This is a genomic window from Paraburkholderia tagetis (genome assembly GCF_022213065.1).
GTDB lineage: Bacteria > Pseudomonadota > Gammaproteobacteria > Burkholderiales > Burkholderiaceae > Paraburkholderia > Paraburkholderia tagetis.
The window spans coordinates 1-15759 of record NZ_JAKLJA010000064.1 but is presented as its reverse complement, the minus strand read 5'-3'; the positions used below and the strand labels follow the sequence as shown (position 1 = coordinate 15759).

Annotated in this window: 14 protein-coding genes; 8 read left to right on the top strand and 6 right to left on the bottom strand. The window is 64.1% G+C overall.

Features of this window, described 5'->3' with window-relative positions; all coding sequences use genetic code 11:
• The first annotated feature begins 156 nt into the window (after positions 1 to 156).
• The 3 genes from grxD to L5014_RS35515 all read left to right on the top strand — a co-directional run bounded on the left by grxD (position 157) and on the right by L5014_RS35515 (position 2123).
• Positions 157 to 468 (top strand): Grx4 family monothiol glutaredoxin, encoded by a 312-nt coding sequence (gene grxD, locus L5014_RS35525; protein WP_238468571.1) that lies wholly within the window; start codon positions 157 to 159, stop codon positions 466 to 468.
• 98 nt (positions 469 to 566) lie between these two features.
• Entirely contained in the window at positions 567 to 1172 is a 606-nt protein-coding gene (locus L5014_RS35520; RefSeq protein ID WP_238468558.1) for a UbiX family flavin prenyltransferase, read from the top strand.
• 156 nt (positions 1173 to 1328) lie between these two features.
• Positions 1329 to 2123: a DODA-type extradiol aromatic ring-opening family dioxygenase gene (locus L5014_RS35515; RefSeq protein ID WP_238468557.1), complete on the top strand. Its 795-nt coding sequence runs from the start codon at positions 1329 to 1331 to the stop codon at positions 2121 to 2123.
• Positions 2124 to 2253: 130 nt separating this feature from the next.
• Here L5014_RS35515 and L5014_RS35510 read toward each other — a convergent pair whose 3' ends face one another.
• A complete protein-coding gene (locus L5014_RS35510; protein WP_238468556.1) occupies positions 2254 to 3849 on the bottom strand; it encodes an APC family permease in 1596 nt (531 codons plus the stop codon).
• A gap of 433 nt (positions 3850 to 4282) precedes the next feature.
• On the opposite strand from L5014_RS35510, the gene L5014_RS35505 reads away from it, so the two are divergent.
• Complete coding sequence (locus L5014_RS35505) at positions 4283 to 4486, top strand: cold-shock protein (RefSeq protein WP_027797379.1); 204 nt, start codon at positions 4283 to 4285, stop codon at positions 4484 to 4486.
• Between the two features lie 184 nt (positions 4487 to 4670).
• On the opposite strand, the gene L5014_RS35500 is transcribed toward L5014_RS35505, so the two are convergent.
• From L5014_RS35500 to L5014_RS35490, 3 genes are all read right to left on the bottom strand, one after another.
• Complete coding sequence (locus L5014_RS35500) at positions 4671 to 5933, bottom strand: Hsp70 family protein (RefSeq protein WP_238468555.1); 1263 nt, start codon at positions 5931 to 5933, stop codon at positions 4671 to 4673.
• 200 nt (positions 5934 to 6133) lie between these two features.
• Positions 6134 to 6736, bottom strand: coding sequence for a nitroreductase family protein (locus L5014_RS35495; protein ID WP_238468554.1), 603 nt, complete (start codon positions 6734 to 6736; stop codon positions 6134 to 6136).
• 196 nt (positions 6737 to 6932) lie between these two features.
• A complete protein-coding gene (locus tag L5014_RS35490; protein WP_238468553.1) occupies positions 6933 to 8216 on the bottom strand; it encodes an MFS transporter in 1284 nt (427 codons plus the stop codon).
• A gap of 186 nt (positions 8217 to 8402) precedes the next feature.
• Here L5014_RS35490 and L5014_RS35485 point away from each other — a divergent pair, with 186 nt between their 5' ends.
• Together L5014_RS35485 and L5014_RS35480 are read left to right on the top strand one after the other, a co-directional pair.
• Complete coding sequence (locus tag L5014_RS35485; protein WP_238468552.1) at positions 8403 to 9095, top strand: TetR/AcrR family transcriptional regulator; 693 nt, start codon at positions 8403 to 8405, stop codon at positions 9093 to 9095.
• 194 nt (positions 9096 to 9289) lie between these two features.
• Positions 9290 to 9892, top strand: a complete 603-nt coding sequence (locus L5014_RS35480) for a DUF1415 domain-containing protein (protein WP_238468551.1) — start codon at positions 9290 to 9292, stop codon at positions 9890 to 9892.
• Positions 9893 to 9986: 94 nt separating this feature from the next.
• On the opposite strand, the gene L5014_RS35475 is transcribed toward L5014_RS35480, so the two are convergent.
• Entirely contained in the window at positions 9987 to 10865 is an 879-nt protein-coding gene (locus tag L5014_RS35475) for a class I SAM-dependent methyltransferase (RefSeq protein ID WP_238468550.1), read from the bottom strand.
• 388 nt (positions 10866 to 11253) lie between these two features.
• Between L5014_RS35475 and L5014_RS35470 the strand changes: the two genes are divergently transcribed.
• Positions 11254 to 11574: a DNA-binding protein gene (locus L5014_RS35470; protein WP_238468549.1), complete on the top strand. Its 321-nt coding sequence runs from the start codon at positions 11254 to 11256 to the stop codon at positions 11572 to 11574.
• A 175-nt stretch (positions 11575 to 11749) separates the two neighbouring features.
• Here the strand turns inward: L5014_RS35470 and L5014_RS35465 are convergent, their stop codons facing one another.
• Complete coding sequence (locus tag L5014_RS35465) at positions 11750 to 12913, bottom strand: methyltransferase (protein ID WP_238468548.1); 1164 nt, start codon at positions 12911 to 12913, stop codon at positions 11750 to 11752.
• Positions 12914 to 13166: 253 nt separating this feature from the next.
• Between L5014_RS35465 and L5014_RS35460 the strand changes: the two genes are divergently transcribed.
• A complete protein-coding gene (locus L5014_RS35460; protein WP_238468547.1) occupies positions 13167 to 15737 on the top strand; it encodes a type IIG restriction enzyme/methyltransferase in 2571 nt (856 codons plus the stop codon).
• The last annotated feature ends 22 nt before the right edge of the window (positions 15738 to 15759 follow it).

The following is a 15759-nucleotide window of genomic DNA, read 5'->3' as shown; positions in this document are numbered from 1 at the left end:
GAGCGGGCCGGGAGGACTGGCAAGGCCTGCAAGGCCGGCGATATGCGCGGCGAAGCCGCCGCGCCGCCCGAGCGCGCCCCGCCCGCCCAGGCGAAATCCGCTATCATTTCAGTCTGTATTCATCGTTTTCAGCATCTATCAATCCCAAGGTCAGACATGGACACCCAACAGCGCATCAAGCAGATCGTCGACGAAAACGCCGTCGTCCTTTTCATGAAAGGCAACGCGCAGTTTCCGATGTGCGGTTTCTCCGGCCGCGCGGTGCAAATCCTGAAAGCCTGCGGCGTCGAAGAGTTCAAGACCGTCAACGTGCTCGAGGACGACGCGGTCCGCCAGGGCATCAAGGAATTCTCGAACTGGCCGACCATTCCGCAGCTCTATGTGAAGGGCGAATTCATCGGCGGTTCGGACATCATGATGGAGATGTACCAGAACGGCGAACTGCAACAACTGTTCACCGCGGCCTAAAGCCGTATCAAGCGAAGCGGCGCGGCACATGCCCGCCGCTTTCGCTGGTCCTTGCTTCAACGCGCCATCTTTCGCGACCTTCTCGCGTCCCGCCCCTCGTGAACACCCCGCCGCTTGCCCCGCCCTCCCGCCGTCTGATCGTCGCGATTACAGGCGCCACGGGTGCGATCTATGGCGTGCGCATCCTTGACACACTGCGGCGCCTCGGCGGCGTGCAAACGCATCTGCTGATCTCGTCGGCCGGCTGGCTCAACATCCAGCACGAGTTGCAGCTCACGAAAGACGACCTCCACGCGCGCGCCGACGTCGTGCATTCGGTGCGCGATGTGGGCGCCACGATTGCCTCGGGCTCGTTCGCGACCGACGGCATGATCGTCGCCCCCTGCTCGATGAAAACGCTCGCGAGCATCGCGCACGGCCTCTCCGACAACCTGATCGCCCGCGCCGCCGACGTCACGCTCAAGGAGCGTCGCCGCCTCGTGCTGCTCGTGCGGGAGACGCCGCTCAATCTCGCGCATCTGCGCAACATGACCGCCGTGACCGAAATGGGCGGCGTGATCTTTCCGCCGCTGCCGGCGTTCTATAACCAGCCCGCCAGCATCGACGAGATGGTCGATCACACGGTCGCGCGCGTGCTCGATCTGTTCGCGCTCGGCCCTGCGCTTTCGCCCGCCTGGCCTGGTTTGCGCGGCGCCGCAGACTAACTTTCGCTCAACGTTTTTGGCATGGGCGCCAAGCCGGGCGAATTATCAACACTGGTGAAGCAATCAATTCCGTTACGCCCTGTTTAATTCTCATCGGTAGGGTCTTATATTGATTGCCATACGACACTTTCCGGCCGCCTCGCGCGGCCTGCGATCATGACCACCCGAACACCCACCCTGTTCCTCTCGCACGGCGCGCCCACGCTGCCGATCGACCCGTCGCTGCCGTCCGGCGGCTTCACGGCACTCGCGCAACACCTGCCGCGTCCGAAGTCCGTGCTGATGCTCTCGGCGCACTGGAATACGCTCAAGCCCACTGTGAGCACAGCGGAACATCCCGAGACCATCCACGACTTCTACGGCTTCCCGCGCGCGCTCTACGAGATCCATTACCCCGCGCCCGGCGCACCCGAAACCGCGCAACGCGCGGCGGCGCTCCTGCGTTCACAAGGTGTCACCGTGGACGAAGAGCCTCACGGCCTCGATCACGGTGCCTGGGTGCCGATGCTGCTGATGTTCCCGGATGCCGACGTGCCCGTCGCACAGCTCTCGATCCAGCCGCACGCCGACGCCGCTCACCACTTCGCGCTCGGCCGCGCGCTGCGCGAACTGCGCGAAGAAGGCGTGATGGTGATCGGTTCGGGCCAGATCACGCACAACCTGCGGGCCGCCGACTTCTCGGCGCGTCCGGAAGACGCCGATCCGCGCGTGGCCGAATTCACCGACTGGTTCGAAGCGCGGCTCGCCGCGCGCGACATCGACGCCCTGCTCGATTACCGCCGCCAGGCGCCGCATGCGGTGCTCATGCACCCGACCGACGAACACCTGCTGCCGGTCTTCGCCGCGCTCGGTGCCGCCGACGACGACTATACGCTCGGCGTCCAGTCGCTCGGCACCTACCAGCGCGCGCTGGCGATGACGAATTACGTGTTCGGATCGGCCGTCCAGTAACGCCGCCGCATCATGCAACAAGGCCCGCCTGAATCGCTTCAGGCGGGCCTTGTATTTTGTGGCGGGCCTGCATCGGCAGGCCACGCGATCGGGGCAATCGGGCGCGGTGCGCGTGGCGCACCCAATGCACTTAGTGCGCGCCGATGCCTTCGAGCACTTCGTCGTGCTCCTCACGTTCCTTCAGATACGGCGTGCGATAACCCGAGTTCACGCCCCAGTAGTAGAAACCGAGCGAGATGATCGCCACCACCAGCATGTCCCAGCCGTAGGGAATGACATCGTGGCCGCCGAACTGCTTGCTGCCGATCAGCGAAAGCAGCGCCATCGTCGGCAAGTACCCGCACAGCCACCATGCGGCCTTCAGGTCCTGGCCCCAGCCGGCATAGCCCGTCTTGCCCTGGTAGTAGAAGTACACCGGCAGCGCGACGACCATCAGCAGGATGATTTCGCCGGTCAGCGGCCACTTTGCCCAGTACAGGATCATCGATGCGCAGACGAATGCGAACGGCGCAATGACCTTCATGAACGGCACGGAGAGCGGACGCTCGATGTCCGGGGCGGCGCGCTTGAGCGCCATCAGAGCGATCGGGCCCGTGAGGTACGAGATCACGGTTGCCACCGAGATCACCGCCGCGAGCGAGCTCCAGCCACGGAAGAAGAACATGAAGATGAACGAGACGAGCAGATTGAACCACATCGCCTGACGCGGCACGCCGTAGAACGGGTGCACATTGCCGAACATCTTCGGCATCGTGCCGTTGCGCTCCATCGCGTAGATCATGCGCGAGGTCGTGGCCATATAGGTCGTGCCGGTGCCGCTCGGGCTCACGAACGCATCCACGTAAAGCAGGATCGCCAGCCAGTTCAGGTTCAGCGCGATCGCGAGTTCAGCGAACGGCGACTTGAAGTTGAACGTGTTCCAGCCTTTCATCACGTCGTCCGGGCTGACCGCGCCGATGTAGGCGACTTGCAGCAGCACGTAGATCACGAGCGCGCAGAGGATCGAACCGATCACCGCGAACGGCACGCTCTTCGACGGATTGCGTGCTTCGCCGGCGAGATTGATCGGGCTCTGGAAGCCGTTGAACGCGAACACGATGCCGCTGGTTGCAACCGCCGTGAACACCGCCGACCAGCCATAGGGCGCGAACTCGGTCGACTGGCCGAAGTTCTCGTGATGGAAACCCGCAGCCATCAGGCCCGCGATCGTGAGACCGGGGATGATGAACTTGAAGATCGTGATGGCGCTGTTGGCGCGCGCGAAGAGTTTCACGCCCCAATAATTGAGCATGAAGTAAATGATCACGAGCAGCGCGGAGAGTATGAGCCCTGAATGGGTTAGCTCACCGTTCACGAAGAGCGCGTGCGCCCATGGATAGGGCCAGGTGCTCATGTACTGGATCGAGGCTTCGGCTTCGATGGGAATCACCGAAACGATGGCGATCCAGTTCGCCCAGGCGCTGATGAAACCCACCAGTGCACCGTGCGAGTAGCGGGCGTAGCGCACCATACCGCCCGATTCGGGGAACATCGCGCCGAGTTCGGCGTAGGTGAGCGCGATGGCCAGAATGACCACGGCGCCGATGATCCATGCGCAAATGGCTGCGGGACCGGCGATCTTGGCTGCCTTCCACGCGCCGAACAGCCAGCCCGAACCGATGATCGAGCCGAGGCCGGTAAACATCAGCGCAAATGGGCCGATGTTCCGTTGAATTGAACTTTTCACGTCTTCTCCTGTTTCAAGAGCAGTTCGACGCCGTTTGCCCCGTCTGTTGTACGGGCGGGGTTCCTACGGCGGTCGCACCTGCGCGCGGTCGGATTGCGCCCAGAGGCGCAACTCGTGCGCGGCGCGTAGTTTAACGGTTGCACCACCAAAACGCGTCGAAAATCTCTACTGGCACTACAAAAAAAACAGCCACTTAGCAAGCTTTGTAAGACTCTGTTGCGACCCCGATGTAAAAATGTGTCGAATTAGACGGGACCCTGGTTGACCTTCCTGCCAATTAGCCGTATAAAGTTCGAGCAGGATTTCAAGCGGCGAGTGTGAATAGGTCTTTCGTAGTTCGCCCATCAACGGTACTCCGGTTGGTCCCATACCCCTTCCTTGATTTTCGTGCACCTCTTTGGCTTCGGCCTTCATTCATTTTTAGGAAAGTAATATGGAAACCGGTACCGTCAAGTGGTTCAATGACGCTAAGGGCTTTGGCTTTATCACCCCGGACGGCGGTGGCGAAGATCTGTTCGCACACTTCTCGGAAATCAAGGTTGACGGCTTCAAGACGCTTCAAGAGAACCAAAAGGTTCAATTCGAAGTTCGTACGGGCCCGAAGGGCAAGCAAGCTGCAAACATCAAGCCGGTCTAAGTACCCGCTCTGACTGTCGGGGCTCCAACCTCTGGCCCTGACCAGCAAGCTAGCTTACCGAAAAACCCCACTCTTCCTCTGGAAAGTGGGGTTTTTTGTTGCCCGGCGTTTTCGTCTGCTGTTTCGTCCGCTGAACTGCTGATTTTTGTCTGCGGATTTTGCTGCGCGGCTCAGGCCACGCAACTCAGCCGAACAGGCGCTGCGCGTGGATGCCCAGCCCTGTCGCCACGCTGGCGAGGCGGTCGCCGAACACAGGCTGCGCTTGCGGGAAGGCCTCGGCGAGCGCCTGGGTCAGGAACAGCAGACCCGTGGAGCCGCCCGTGAAATAGAGCGCGTTGACCGCGCCAGGCGCCACACCGGCCGCCTGGACCGTATCTCGCGCGGCCTGCACGATGCGGCGCGTTTCTTCGCGCCCGGCGTCGATCAGTTGCACATCATCGAACGCGAGGCGCAAGTCGGCCTCGACCTGCTCCAGATCGATCATCGTCTCCCCGCCCGCCGATACGCCGATCTTCGCTTCCTCCGCATGCGCCGCCAATGCGTGGCCCAGACGCCACTCGACCACGCGCATGAGGCGGTCGTGATGCGCGGTGTCGCGATAGAGGTGACGCATGAGCTTGAGCTCGGCCGCCCGCTTGGGCGGATAGACCGTGTTGATGAGGTGCCAGGTCGCCAGATCGAAATAGACCCGGTTCGGCACCTCGCGGCCCTCAGGGTCGAGCGACTGATAGCCGAGCTCGCGCAGGATCGTCGACAGCTCCACGCGGCGGTCGAAATCCGTGCCGGCCACGTGCACGCCGTGGTGAGCAAGCACGTCGTCCTTGCGCTCGAGACGCGCCATGCGCTGCGGCCCGACCCGCACAAGAGAAAAGTCCGAAGTACCGCCACCGATGTCCGCCACCAGCACGAGGCCTTCGTCGGTCAGGCGCGACTCGTAGTCGAACGCCGCCGCAATCGGCTCGTACTGAAACTCGATCTCCCGAAAACCCACCGAGCGCGCCGCCGCTTCGAGCTGGTCCTGCGCGAGCTGGTCCGCGCGCGGATCTTCGTCGACGAAGAACACCGGGCGGCCGAGCACCGCGCGCGTAATGGAGGCTCCCGAGCAACGCTCTGCGCTGCGCTTCAGGTGGTCCAGGAAGATCGCGATGATTTCCGTGTAACGGATCGCGCTGCCGTCGCCGAGATCGGTGGTGCTTTCCGCGAGCGGCGAGCCGAGGATGCTCTTCATCGAGCGCATGAGGCGACCGTCGAAGCCGTCGATGTAGGACGCAAGCGCCGCGCGGCCGAATTCACGGGTGTGCTCGTCGACATTGAAGAACACCGAGGTGGGCAGCGTGGTGTGCGTGCCTTCCACGGGCGCGAGGCGCATGGCCTCGCCCAGCGTGGCGCCTGGTAGCGCCACAGCCGAATTGGAAGTACCGAAGTCGATCGCGCAAAACGGGGTCATGGCAATGACGCGCAGCGGGCGCGCGCAAGGAGGAAGGCTGGGAGGACCGGCTTTGTATCACGAAAGCACGGCGTGGGGCAACCGAGGGCTGCGGGTACGGCCCCACAAGAAAAAAGCGCGCGGGCTGCGCCGCGCGTCTGGTCTACTGCTGGGTTTTCGCTGCCGCTTTCGCTAAGCCGGGCGGCAGCGTATCGGGCGCATCACCCCTTGAAGGGCTGCTTCCACGCATTCGCGTAGGCGATATCGCCCACGGCCGAGCGCGTGCGCTCCGCCTTCTCGCGGTCGCGCAGCACCGGATCGAGCTTTTCGATCTCGCCGTAATGGCCGATCGAGATGATCGCGAGCGGTTCCACGTCGTTTGGCAGCGCGAACTCCTTGCGGAACGCACTCACGTCGAAGCCGCTCATCTGGTGCGCGGCCAGTCCCAGCGCATGGGCCTGGAGCACCAGCGACATGGCCGCAGCACCCGCGTCGTACTGGGCCGTGCGGTTCACCTCCCCCTTCGTGGTGAGCATCTGCGCCGTCACCGCGATCAGGATCGGGGCGGGCGCGTTCCATTGCTGGTTGAACGGCACGAGCGTCGAGAACGCGCGCTTGAACGCCACTTCGTCGGCTGCGCGGTCGAAAACGATGAAGCGCCACGGTTGCAGGTTGTAGCCCGACGGCGCCCAGCGCGCAGCCTCGATCACGGTGTGCAGCGCCTCGCGCGAGACCGGCTCGCTCGAATACGCACGCGGGCTCCAGCGGCCGGCAATCAATTCGTGGATGGGCACGGCTGTCGGTGCGGGTTTGTGCTTCGTCATGCCTTGTCTGTCCTTGAGGGTTGCGGGCGCGCGCCCGGGTCCAACAGCATACCCGTGCACGGTGAAACGCGCTCAAGCAAAAAGTGCCGCCGGGCTTCAAGCATTTCCGCGCTTCGAGGTTTCAGACAATGGGGTTCAGACAATGGCGTGCCGGCCGCAGCGCACACCAATCGCGCCTGCGCCGTGCGCGCCCCACTCAAGCCGTCTGCACCCCAACCGCCCGCGGTCCGCGATTGATCCGCAGCACGAGGAACGAAGCGATCAGGCACAAGCCGCCCGAAATCATCGACGCCACCGTATATGTCCCGAGACTCGAGCGCAGCAGCCCCGCGCCAAACGCCGCGAACGCCGCGCCCAACTGATGGCCCGCAACCACCCAGCCGAAAATGATCGGCGCCCGCTCCTTACCATAAACATCCGTGGCAAGACGCACGGTCGGCGGCACGGTCGCGATCCAGTCGAGCCCGTAGAACACCGCAAAGATCGGCAGTCCGAAGAAATCGATACCGAAGGCGTGCGGCAGATAGATGAGCGACAGTCCACGCAGCCCGTAATACCAGAACAGCAGCACGCGAGCGTTGAAGCGGTCGGAGAGCCAGCCCGAGAGCGTCGTGCCGAACAGATCGAAGATGCCCATCGTCGCGAGCAGCGAAGCGCCCTGCACTTCCGTCATGCCATAGTCGCCGCACATCGCGATCAGGTGCGTGCCGACATAGCCGTTGGTGCTCGCGCCGCAGATGAAGAAGCTAAAGAAGAGCAGCCAGAAGTCGCGCGTGCGGCTAGCCGAAGTGAGCGCGCCGAACGCGAGCTTGATGGGATTTTGCTGCGGCGCAGGCGGTGCAATGGGCGCGTCATGCGGCTCGCCGTACGGACGCAGTTGCATGCTGGCAGGCCGCTCCGGCAACAGGAACGCCACGAGCGGCAACACGACGGCGGCCGCCACCGCTACCACCAGCACCACCGGCTGCCAGCCATGCTTCTCGGCGATCGCCGCGAGGAAAGGCAGGAACACGAGCTGCCCCGTGGCCGAGCTCGCGGTGAGCACGCCCATCGCGAGGCCGCGATGCGTGGTAAACCAGCGCGTGACGACGGTCGCCGAAAGCGAGAGCGCCGCGACGCCCGTTGCGCCGCCCACCATCACGCCCCAGATCAGGATCATCTGCCACGGATGCGTCATCAGCGCCGAAAGCGCCACGCCCGCCGCCATCGTGCCGAGCGCCGCGAGCAGCGTGGGCCGCACGCCGAAGCGCTGCATCGCGGCCGCCGCGAACGGCCCCATGAGCCCGTACAGTGCGATGTTGACCGAAATCGCCAGCGAAATCGTCGCGCGGCTCCAACCAAATTGATGCTCGAGCGGCACCATCATCACGCTCGGCGTCGCACGCGTGCCGGCGGCCGCCAGCAGCACGAGAAACACCACCGCCACGACGAGCCACGCGTAGTGAAAACGCCCGCCGACTATCCTCGCTGCCCAGTTCATCCGCGCTCCTCTTGCTCCGTCCGGAGCCAGCTTCGTTGACGTTCTTCTGCCCTGCCTCTTGTGTACCTGCCGCGCCTGCCGGCCTGCGCACCGCGCGGATTGTTACCGATCGGTCACAAGTGTGTTGCGATAGTAGTGACCGCTCGGTAACATGTCAAGCGTAACCCTGATGACGAGATGCCCAAAATGTCCAGCCAGCCCAAGCATGGCGATGCTGCCTCAACCTCCCAGGCCGCGCCCGGCGCCGCCCGCACGGGCCGTGCACGCAGCACCCAGACGGCCGGGCCGCGCGCCCAGGAGCATCTGCTGGTCGCGGCGGACGAATTGTTCTATCGGGAGGGGGTGCGCGCGGTTGGCGTCGAAGCCGTGGTCGAGCGCGCGGGCGTCAACAAGATGAGCCTGTACCGGCAGTTCTCGTCGAAGGACGATCTCGTGGTCGCGTATCTGAAGCGTTGCGACGAGCGCTTCTTCGAGCGCTTCGAGGCGAGCATCGCGAAGCATCCTGGCAATCCCGCGAGGCAACTGGTCCAATATTTCGAGGATCTCGCGCAGCGCGCCTCGGCGCCCGATTACCGTGGTTGTCCGTTCGTCAACGTCTCCGCCGAGTTTCCGGACGCCACGCATCCGGCGCGGCAGAGCGTGACCGACAACAAGTCGAAGCTGATCGCGCGGCTGAACGAAATTGCGAGCGCCGCCAAGGCCGCCGATCCGGCCGCGCTCGCCGACGAACTCGCACTGCTGATCGAAGGCATCTACGCGGCAAGCCAGACCTACGGACCCGGCTGCGGACCGATCCTCGCCGCGCCGCGCATGGCGAAGCTGTTGATCGAGGCCGCGTGCGGGGCGTCAGGCGCCCGTGCAGACAAGGTCGCACGCTGATCCGTGCAGGCGAACAAGGACACGGTCTGAAGCCTGGTGCCGCTGCGCGCCTTCACTCGCCCTCATGCGCCCTCATGCGCCCTCATGCGCCTCCATGCGCCCGCAGACTACGCACCCGCACGCCCTCCCCCGGACAGCGCGTCGACAGCCGCGCATCCGCACGGGCGGCCCTCGCCCGCCGGTAAAATGCCACCATGACCGACACCGCCGCTCCCCACCCCACGGGCGCCCAGCCTGAACACGCCGAAATCCTCGCCGCCACGCGCCACTGGCTCACGCGGGCTGTGATCGGCCTGAACCTCTGTCCGTTCGCGAAGGGCGTGCATATGAAGGGCCAGATCCGCTACGCGATCAGCGAGGCGACCGACCTGGAAGGCGTGCTCGCCGATCTGGAAACCGAACTGCGCACCCTCGCGGATGCCGATCCGGAGCAGCTCGACACGACGCTGCTGATCCTCCCGCACGCATTCGCCGACTTCATCGACTACAACGATGCGCTGCATTTCGCCGACCTGCTGCTCACCCAGTTGCGTCTCGAAGGCACGCTGCAGATCGCGAGTTTCCACCCGCACTATCAATTCGAAGGCACCGAGCCCGACGACATCGAGAACTACACGAACCGCGCGCCGTATCCGATCCTGCACCTCCTGCGCGAGGCCAGCATCGAACGTGCCGTGGATGCGTTCCCCGACGCCGCCGACATCTACGAACGCAATCAGGAGACGTTGCGGCGCCTCGGCCTCGAAGGCTGGCGCGAGTGGATGGCAACGCGAGACGAGAAGCACGACGAGGACTGAGCCTCGCCGCCTGCTTGAAGAAGGCTGCCGGGTGGACGCTTGATCGACGCTTGATCGATGCTTGATCGATGCTTGATGGACGCTTGATCGATGCTTACCCGGCGCTCGGTGAGCCGGCCGACGCGCCCGCCTCGGCATCATCGGCCTTATCGACGAAAAAGCGCTCGCGCAGATCGGCAAGCCCGAACGTATCGAGGATCTCGTTGAGCCGCTCCGAAGGCCGCCGCCGCGGCAGATTCTTGTACTGGGCGATGATGAGTTCGTTCTTCATCGAGTGCTCCCAGCCCACCAGTTCCGTCACACTCACCTGATAACCGTGCGCCTCCAGTTGCAGGCAGCGCAGCACGTTGGTGATCTGGCTGCCGAACTCGCGCGTATGCAGCGGATGGCGCCAGATTTCCGCGAGCGCCTGGCCAAGCGACTTGCCCTTGTTCCGGCGCAGCACGCCCGCTACTTCGGCCTGACAGCACGGCACCACGACGATATAGCGCGCGTGCTTCTTCAGCGCGAAACGCAGGGCGTCGTCCGTGGCGGTGTCGCACGCGTGTAGCGCCGTGACGATATCGACCGTGGGCGGCAGTTGCCCGGACGTAATTGAATCGGCCACCGAAAGATTGAGAAACGACATGCCGGGAAAGCCGAGCCGCTGCGCCAGTTCGCGCGAACGCTGCACCAGCTCGTCACGCGTCTCGATGCCGAAGATGCGCGATTGGTCGTGCAGCTCCTTGAAAAAAAGGTCGTACAGGATAAAACCAAGATACGACTTGCCCGCGCCGTGGTCGACGAGCGTCACGTCATGGCCATCCTGCTTGAGGTCCTTGAGCAGCGGCTCGATGAACTGGAACAGGTGATAGACCTGCTTCAGCTTGCGACGGCTGTCCTGATTCATCTTGCCGTCGCGCGTCAGGATATGGAGCTCTTTCAGGAGTTCGATCGACTGGTTCGGACGGATTTCGTAAGTCTTGCTTGACATCGGGGCGGCACACAAAGAGAGGCGTCAATTGCCACGAAACGTGCGGCAGGCGACGGAACGAGGCATGAAGATCTGACATTTTACGGAAAAAGCTGGAAGAGGCCGCAGACCAGAGGGGACGGCCCGAATCCCGTACCGTTGGAAAGTTGTAGCGTCCGGAGCGCTGACCCACGTCCGAACGGCAGGGAGGGTTGATTAGAAAAGACGCGGCAGCGCCATGCTGCCGCCGTCCAGAAAGGACCAATTTGGGGCGCGACTCACCGGCGACGGACCGGGAATGCGCGCATGGGAGGTCGCTCCGGGTTCACAGGAAGCGATGACAAAGGTACGGCGCAGACCCCGCTGCGCGATGACGCACGGTGCTGCGCGACCCTGCATGGGGCATGCAATGAACACGATACCGGACGGTAATGCGGAGCAAAAATTTCAGGCACTGCTTGCCAAGCTCGTGGAAGTACCCGAGTGGACGGAAAAGCAGCAACTGGAGCTGGAGATGGCCCGCGACATCTCGGTCGAGATGCTGCGGCTTGCCGAGGAAATGCGCGACGGCGCGGCGGATCTCGAGAGCTGTCTGATCCTGCTGAAGTACGCCAAAGTGCTCGATTTCGTGATGTCCGCGCTGGCAGCGCGCAGGGACATCAAGCCGCAAACGCTCAGGGTGATCTTCAAACTCGCCGGCCTGAGGGTCGATGAGGCCTATCCTGGTTGATCTGGTTGATCTGGTTAATCTGGCTACGCTGCCCAACCGCCGCTGAAGCGGCATTCGGGCAGCCTCCGCCGCCTTCCTCCATCCGGCCCGGCATCTCGCCGGGCCACTTCCTTTTCTGCTGCCTGAATCGGCCTGAATCGGCCTGCGGCGGGTTAGCCTTTACACCTTTATACCTTTACGACCCGGCGCGCACCTTCAGACGCCACAGCGACGTGAGCTCCGCCGCGCGCGCCCGGTGAAGCGGGTCGGCGGGATCGCTCGCCTTGGGGTGGCGCGGCCGGATGTCTTCGCGCCCGGCCACCTCCAGACCTGCCTGCACGATCATCTCCACCAGCGCCTCGCGCGTGCGCAAGCCAAGATGCTCCGCAAAATCGGAGAGAATCAGCCAGCCCTCGCCGCCCGGCTCCAGATGGTCCTTCAGACCGGCGAGAAAACCGCGCAGCATGCGGCTGTCCGGATCGAACACAGCGTATTCGATGGGCGACGCCGGTCGCGCCGGCACCCAGGGCGGATTGCAGACCACGAGCGGCGCGCGCCCCGGCGGAAACAGGTCGGCCTCGACCACTTCCACGCTTTCGCCATGGCCAAGCTGTGCAAGGTTCTCGCGCGCGCAAGCGAGCGCGCGCGCATCTTGATCGGTGGCGATCACGTGCTTCACGCCGCGCGCGGCCAGCACCGCGGCAATCACGCCCGTGCCCGTGCCGATATCAAACGCCCGCGCGAGCGACGGCAACGGCACACGCGCCACCAGATCGAGATACTCGCCGCGCGCCGGCGAAAACACACCGTAGTAAGGGTGAATACGCGCGCCGCCCAGCGCGGGAATCTCCACGCCCTTCTTGCGCCATTCATACGCACCGATCAAGCCGAGGATCTCGCGCAGCGACACTGCCGACTCCTCACCATCCGGTGCGCCCCACGCCTGCTCGCACGCGAGCTTGGCGTCTGGCGCGCGGCGCAGCGGGATCGAATAATCGCCTTCGAGCGGGAGCAGGACCATGCCGAGCGTGCGCGCACGCTGCGCCTGCGCCTGACGATGCAGATGAAATGCCTCGAGCGGCGTGGCCGGCGGCTTCGGCGCGGCGGAGGCCTTGCGCGGCTTGCCCGAGGGACGATCGGCGCGGCGCGCCATGGCCTGCAGCAATTGCCGCGCATTCTGATAGTCGCCGCGCCACAGCAGCGCGGTGCCTTCGCAGGCGAGACGGTAGGCTGCGTCGGCCGTCATGCTGTCGTCGGCGACGACAACGCGCTTCGGCGCCGGCACACCCGCCTCCGAACGCCAGCGGACGGTGCGCGGGCCGTCCGTGTCAGGCCAGCTCAAGGTGGGAAAGTCGGTCATAGGATTCGAATGCTTAACGGCTCGCCGTGACGGCGTGCCTCGATATGCGGCGCCATCATATAGCAGAGCACGCCCATGCGTTGCGCCGGAACGACCATCGCACCGGCATGACGGCATCATCGCGCACCGCCGCGCGCACGTCGACCCGGCCGAATGGCCCAGGCCAGACGGCCCAGAACTAACGGCATGGGCGAACGGCGGCGCACGGCCAGTAAAATGAGCATCAATCCGCGCAGGGGCTCACAACCAGAACATGGCAGAGACGAATCAGACGAGTCGTGCAACACGCGCGGATAGCGCCGGCAAGCGAAGCGCTCGCGCGGGGCGCGCCAACCGGGGCGGACTCGACGCCGACTTCTACGCCGGTCTGTTGCGCATCGCCGGCTTGCAGGAAAGCGTGGCAAACGGCAAGGCCGCCGTTGCGCGGTGCGCGCCGCACGAACGCAGGCCCGGCGCGCTTGTCGAACTGGCCATCGCCAGCATGGAGGCACGCGAAGCGCGCGCATTGAGCGAGACGAGCGCACACGAGCCAACCACCGCTCTGGAGCCGCAAGCACTCGCCTTTCGCACGGCACTGCGGCTTTGCATCGCCTGGATCGGCCGCGTCATGTTCCTCAAACTGCTGGAGGCACGGCTGCTGGTGCTGCATGAGCGCGATCCGGCTTATGCCTTCCTGCACAGCGAGCACATTCGCACTTTCGCCGAGCTCGATACGCTCTGCCGCGACATACTCGGCACCCGCGCGCCTGAAGCCGGGGCGCCCCGCCGCTACCCGCATTTGCCGCGCTTCGACGGCTCCGTTTTCGAGCCCACGGATCTCGCGGAGCATGCGATCACGCTCGGCTCGCTGGATTCCGCGCTGCCCCCCAACGCGCCCAGCCCCATCGCCGATCTGCTCGATTTCCTCGATGCGTTCGAATTCGGGTTTGACGCCAGCCCGGACGGAAAGCGCATCGACGCCGCAACGCTTGGACTCGTCTTCGAAAGACTCAATGGCTATCGCGACGGCGCATGGTATACGCCGGGAAGCGTGGCCACCTTTCTCGCGCGTGAGGCAATCGCGGGCGCAGTGCTTGGCCGCTTCAATCGTGTCAAAGGCTGGCATTGCACGACGATCGATCAGCTATCCGAATCAATCGCGAACCACGAAGAAGCCCGCGCGATCTTCGCTGCGCTACGCGTGTGCGATCCAGCCGTCGGCACCGGACATTTGCTAGCCTCCGCACTCGACGAATTACTCGAGATAAAGTCGCGCCTCGGCTTGTTCGACGACAGAGAAAATCGCGCGCTCGCCGGATTGCGCATCGAAGCCGTGGAGGACCGCCTCGTCATCGAATGTGCGCAGGAACACGCAAACGAACACGCAAACGAAGACGCGCACGCGCAGCGGCAACGCATCGACGCCGCGCTTTACCGCGAGAAACGCGCAATCGTCGAAAGCAACCTTTTCGGTGTGGATATCGACGCTCAGGCGCTTGGCCTGGCACGCCTGCGCCTCGCGTTTGAATTGCTCGCCCACGCCGTATACGACGACGAAGGTCTTTTCACCACGCTGCCGGATCTCGAAGCCCATTTGAGACAAGGCAATGCCGTACTGAGCAGCCTCGCTTTTGACACAACATTCGCCGATACTCCGGCGCGCCTGGACGCCGCCGCCTGCAACGACGCTTTCGAATGGCGCCACGAATTCCCGGAGATTTTCGACGATGACAACGCATTTACGGGCTTCGATGCCGTCATCGCCAACCCGCCATATATCGACTCCGAACGCATGATCAACGAAGGCCAGAAGCCGCTGCGCGAAGCGCTCGCGCAGCGCTGGCCGAGCGCGCGCGGCAACTGGGACCTCTATATCGTATTCATGGAACTGGGCCTCGTGCTTACCGCACAGCACGGGGCGATGGCCTTTCTCACGCCCGACAAATGGCTCGCCAAGCCTTTCGGGTCCGCGTTCCGCGCTCACCACATCGACAAGATCGCGCGTGTCGTCGCGCTGGGCCGCGACGTGTTCGAGCGCGCGCTGGTCGATTCGATCGTGACGGTTTATCGCAAGGCCGGTACAGACTGCGTCGAAACGGCCCGTCTCGAAGGTGCGACGCTGACGCCGCTCGCGCACGTGCAAAAGCATGACCTCTATGCGCCCTGGACGCTCGATGCACTGCTCTCGCCGCACTATGCGTTCGTACAACGGCTCACGCGTGCGCATCCGACGCTGGGCTCGCTGCTGTGCTGCGAAAACGCGTGCGCAACTTCGGACGCTTACCGGCTCGCGCCCTTGATCGACGAAGCGCAAGATGGCTTCGATGCGCGCCGTCACTTTCGCGTGGTCAATACCGGCACGCTGGGCAGCTACACCTCGCGCTGGGACAGCAAGCCGATGACCTATCTCGGACGCCGCTACGCGCAGCCCGTGGTCGAACGCGCAGGTTTCGCCGCAATATTTGCGAACAGCTACCGCACAAAAGCGGAAGCGAAAAAGGTGATCGTGAAAGGCCTCACGCATCTGCATGCAACGCTCGATCTCGCAGGCGACACGATCCCAGGCAAGACGACACTGATCCTGCGCTCCGACGACGAGAGCTTGCTGAAATTCGCAGCGGCGGTGCTCAACTGTCCGCTTGCGGGATTCGTCACACGCGCGCGCTTTGGGGCGTCGAGCTATAACGGCGGCGTGGCGTTTACCAAGGCGATGATCGACGCATTACCGGTGCCTGCGGACGCTGGCGTGCGTATTCCACGACACCCGAGCGCGGATTCCACGCGTAGCCGAGCAGGTTTTCCACGAACACGCGAGCGCTCGTTCCACACGGAAGCGAGCACTTAAGCAGTGACGCGGGTGGTCAGTT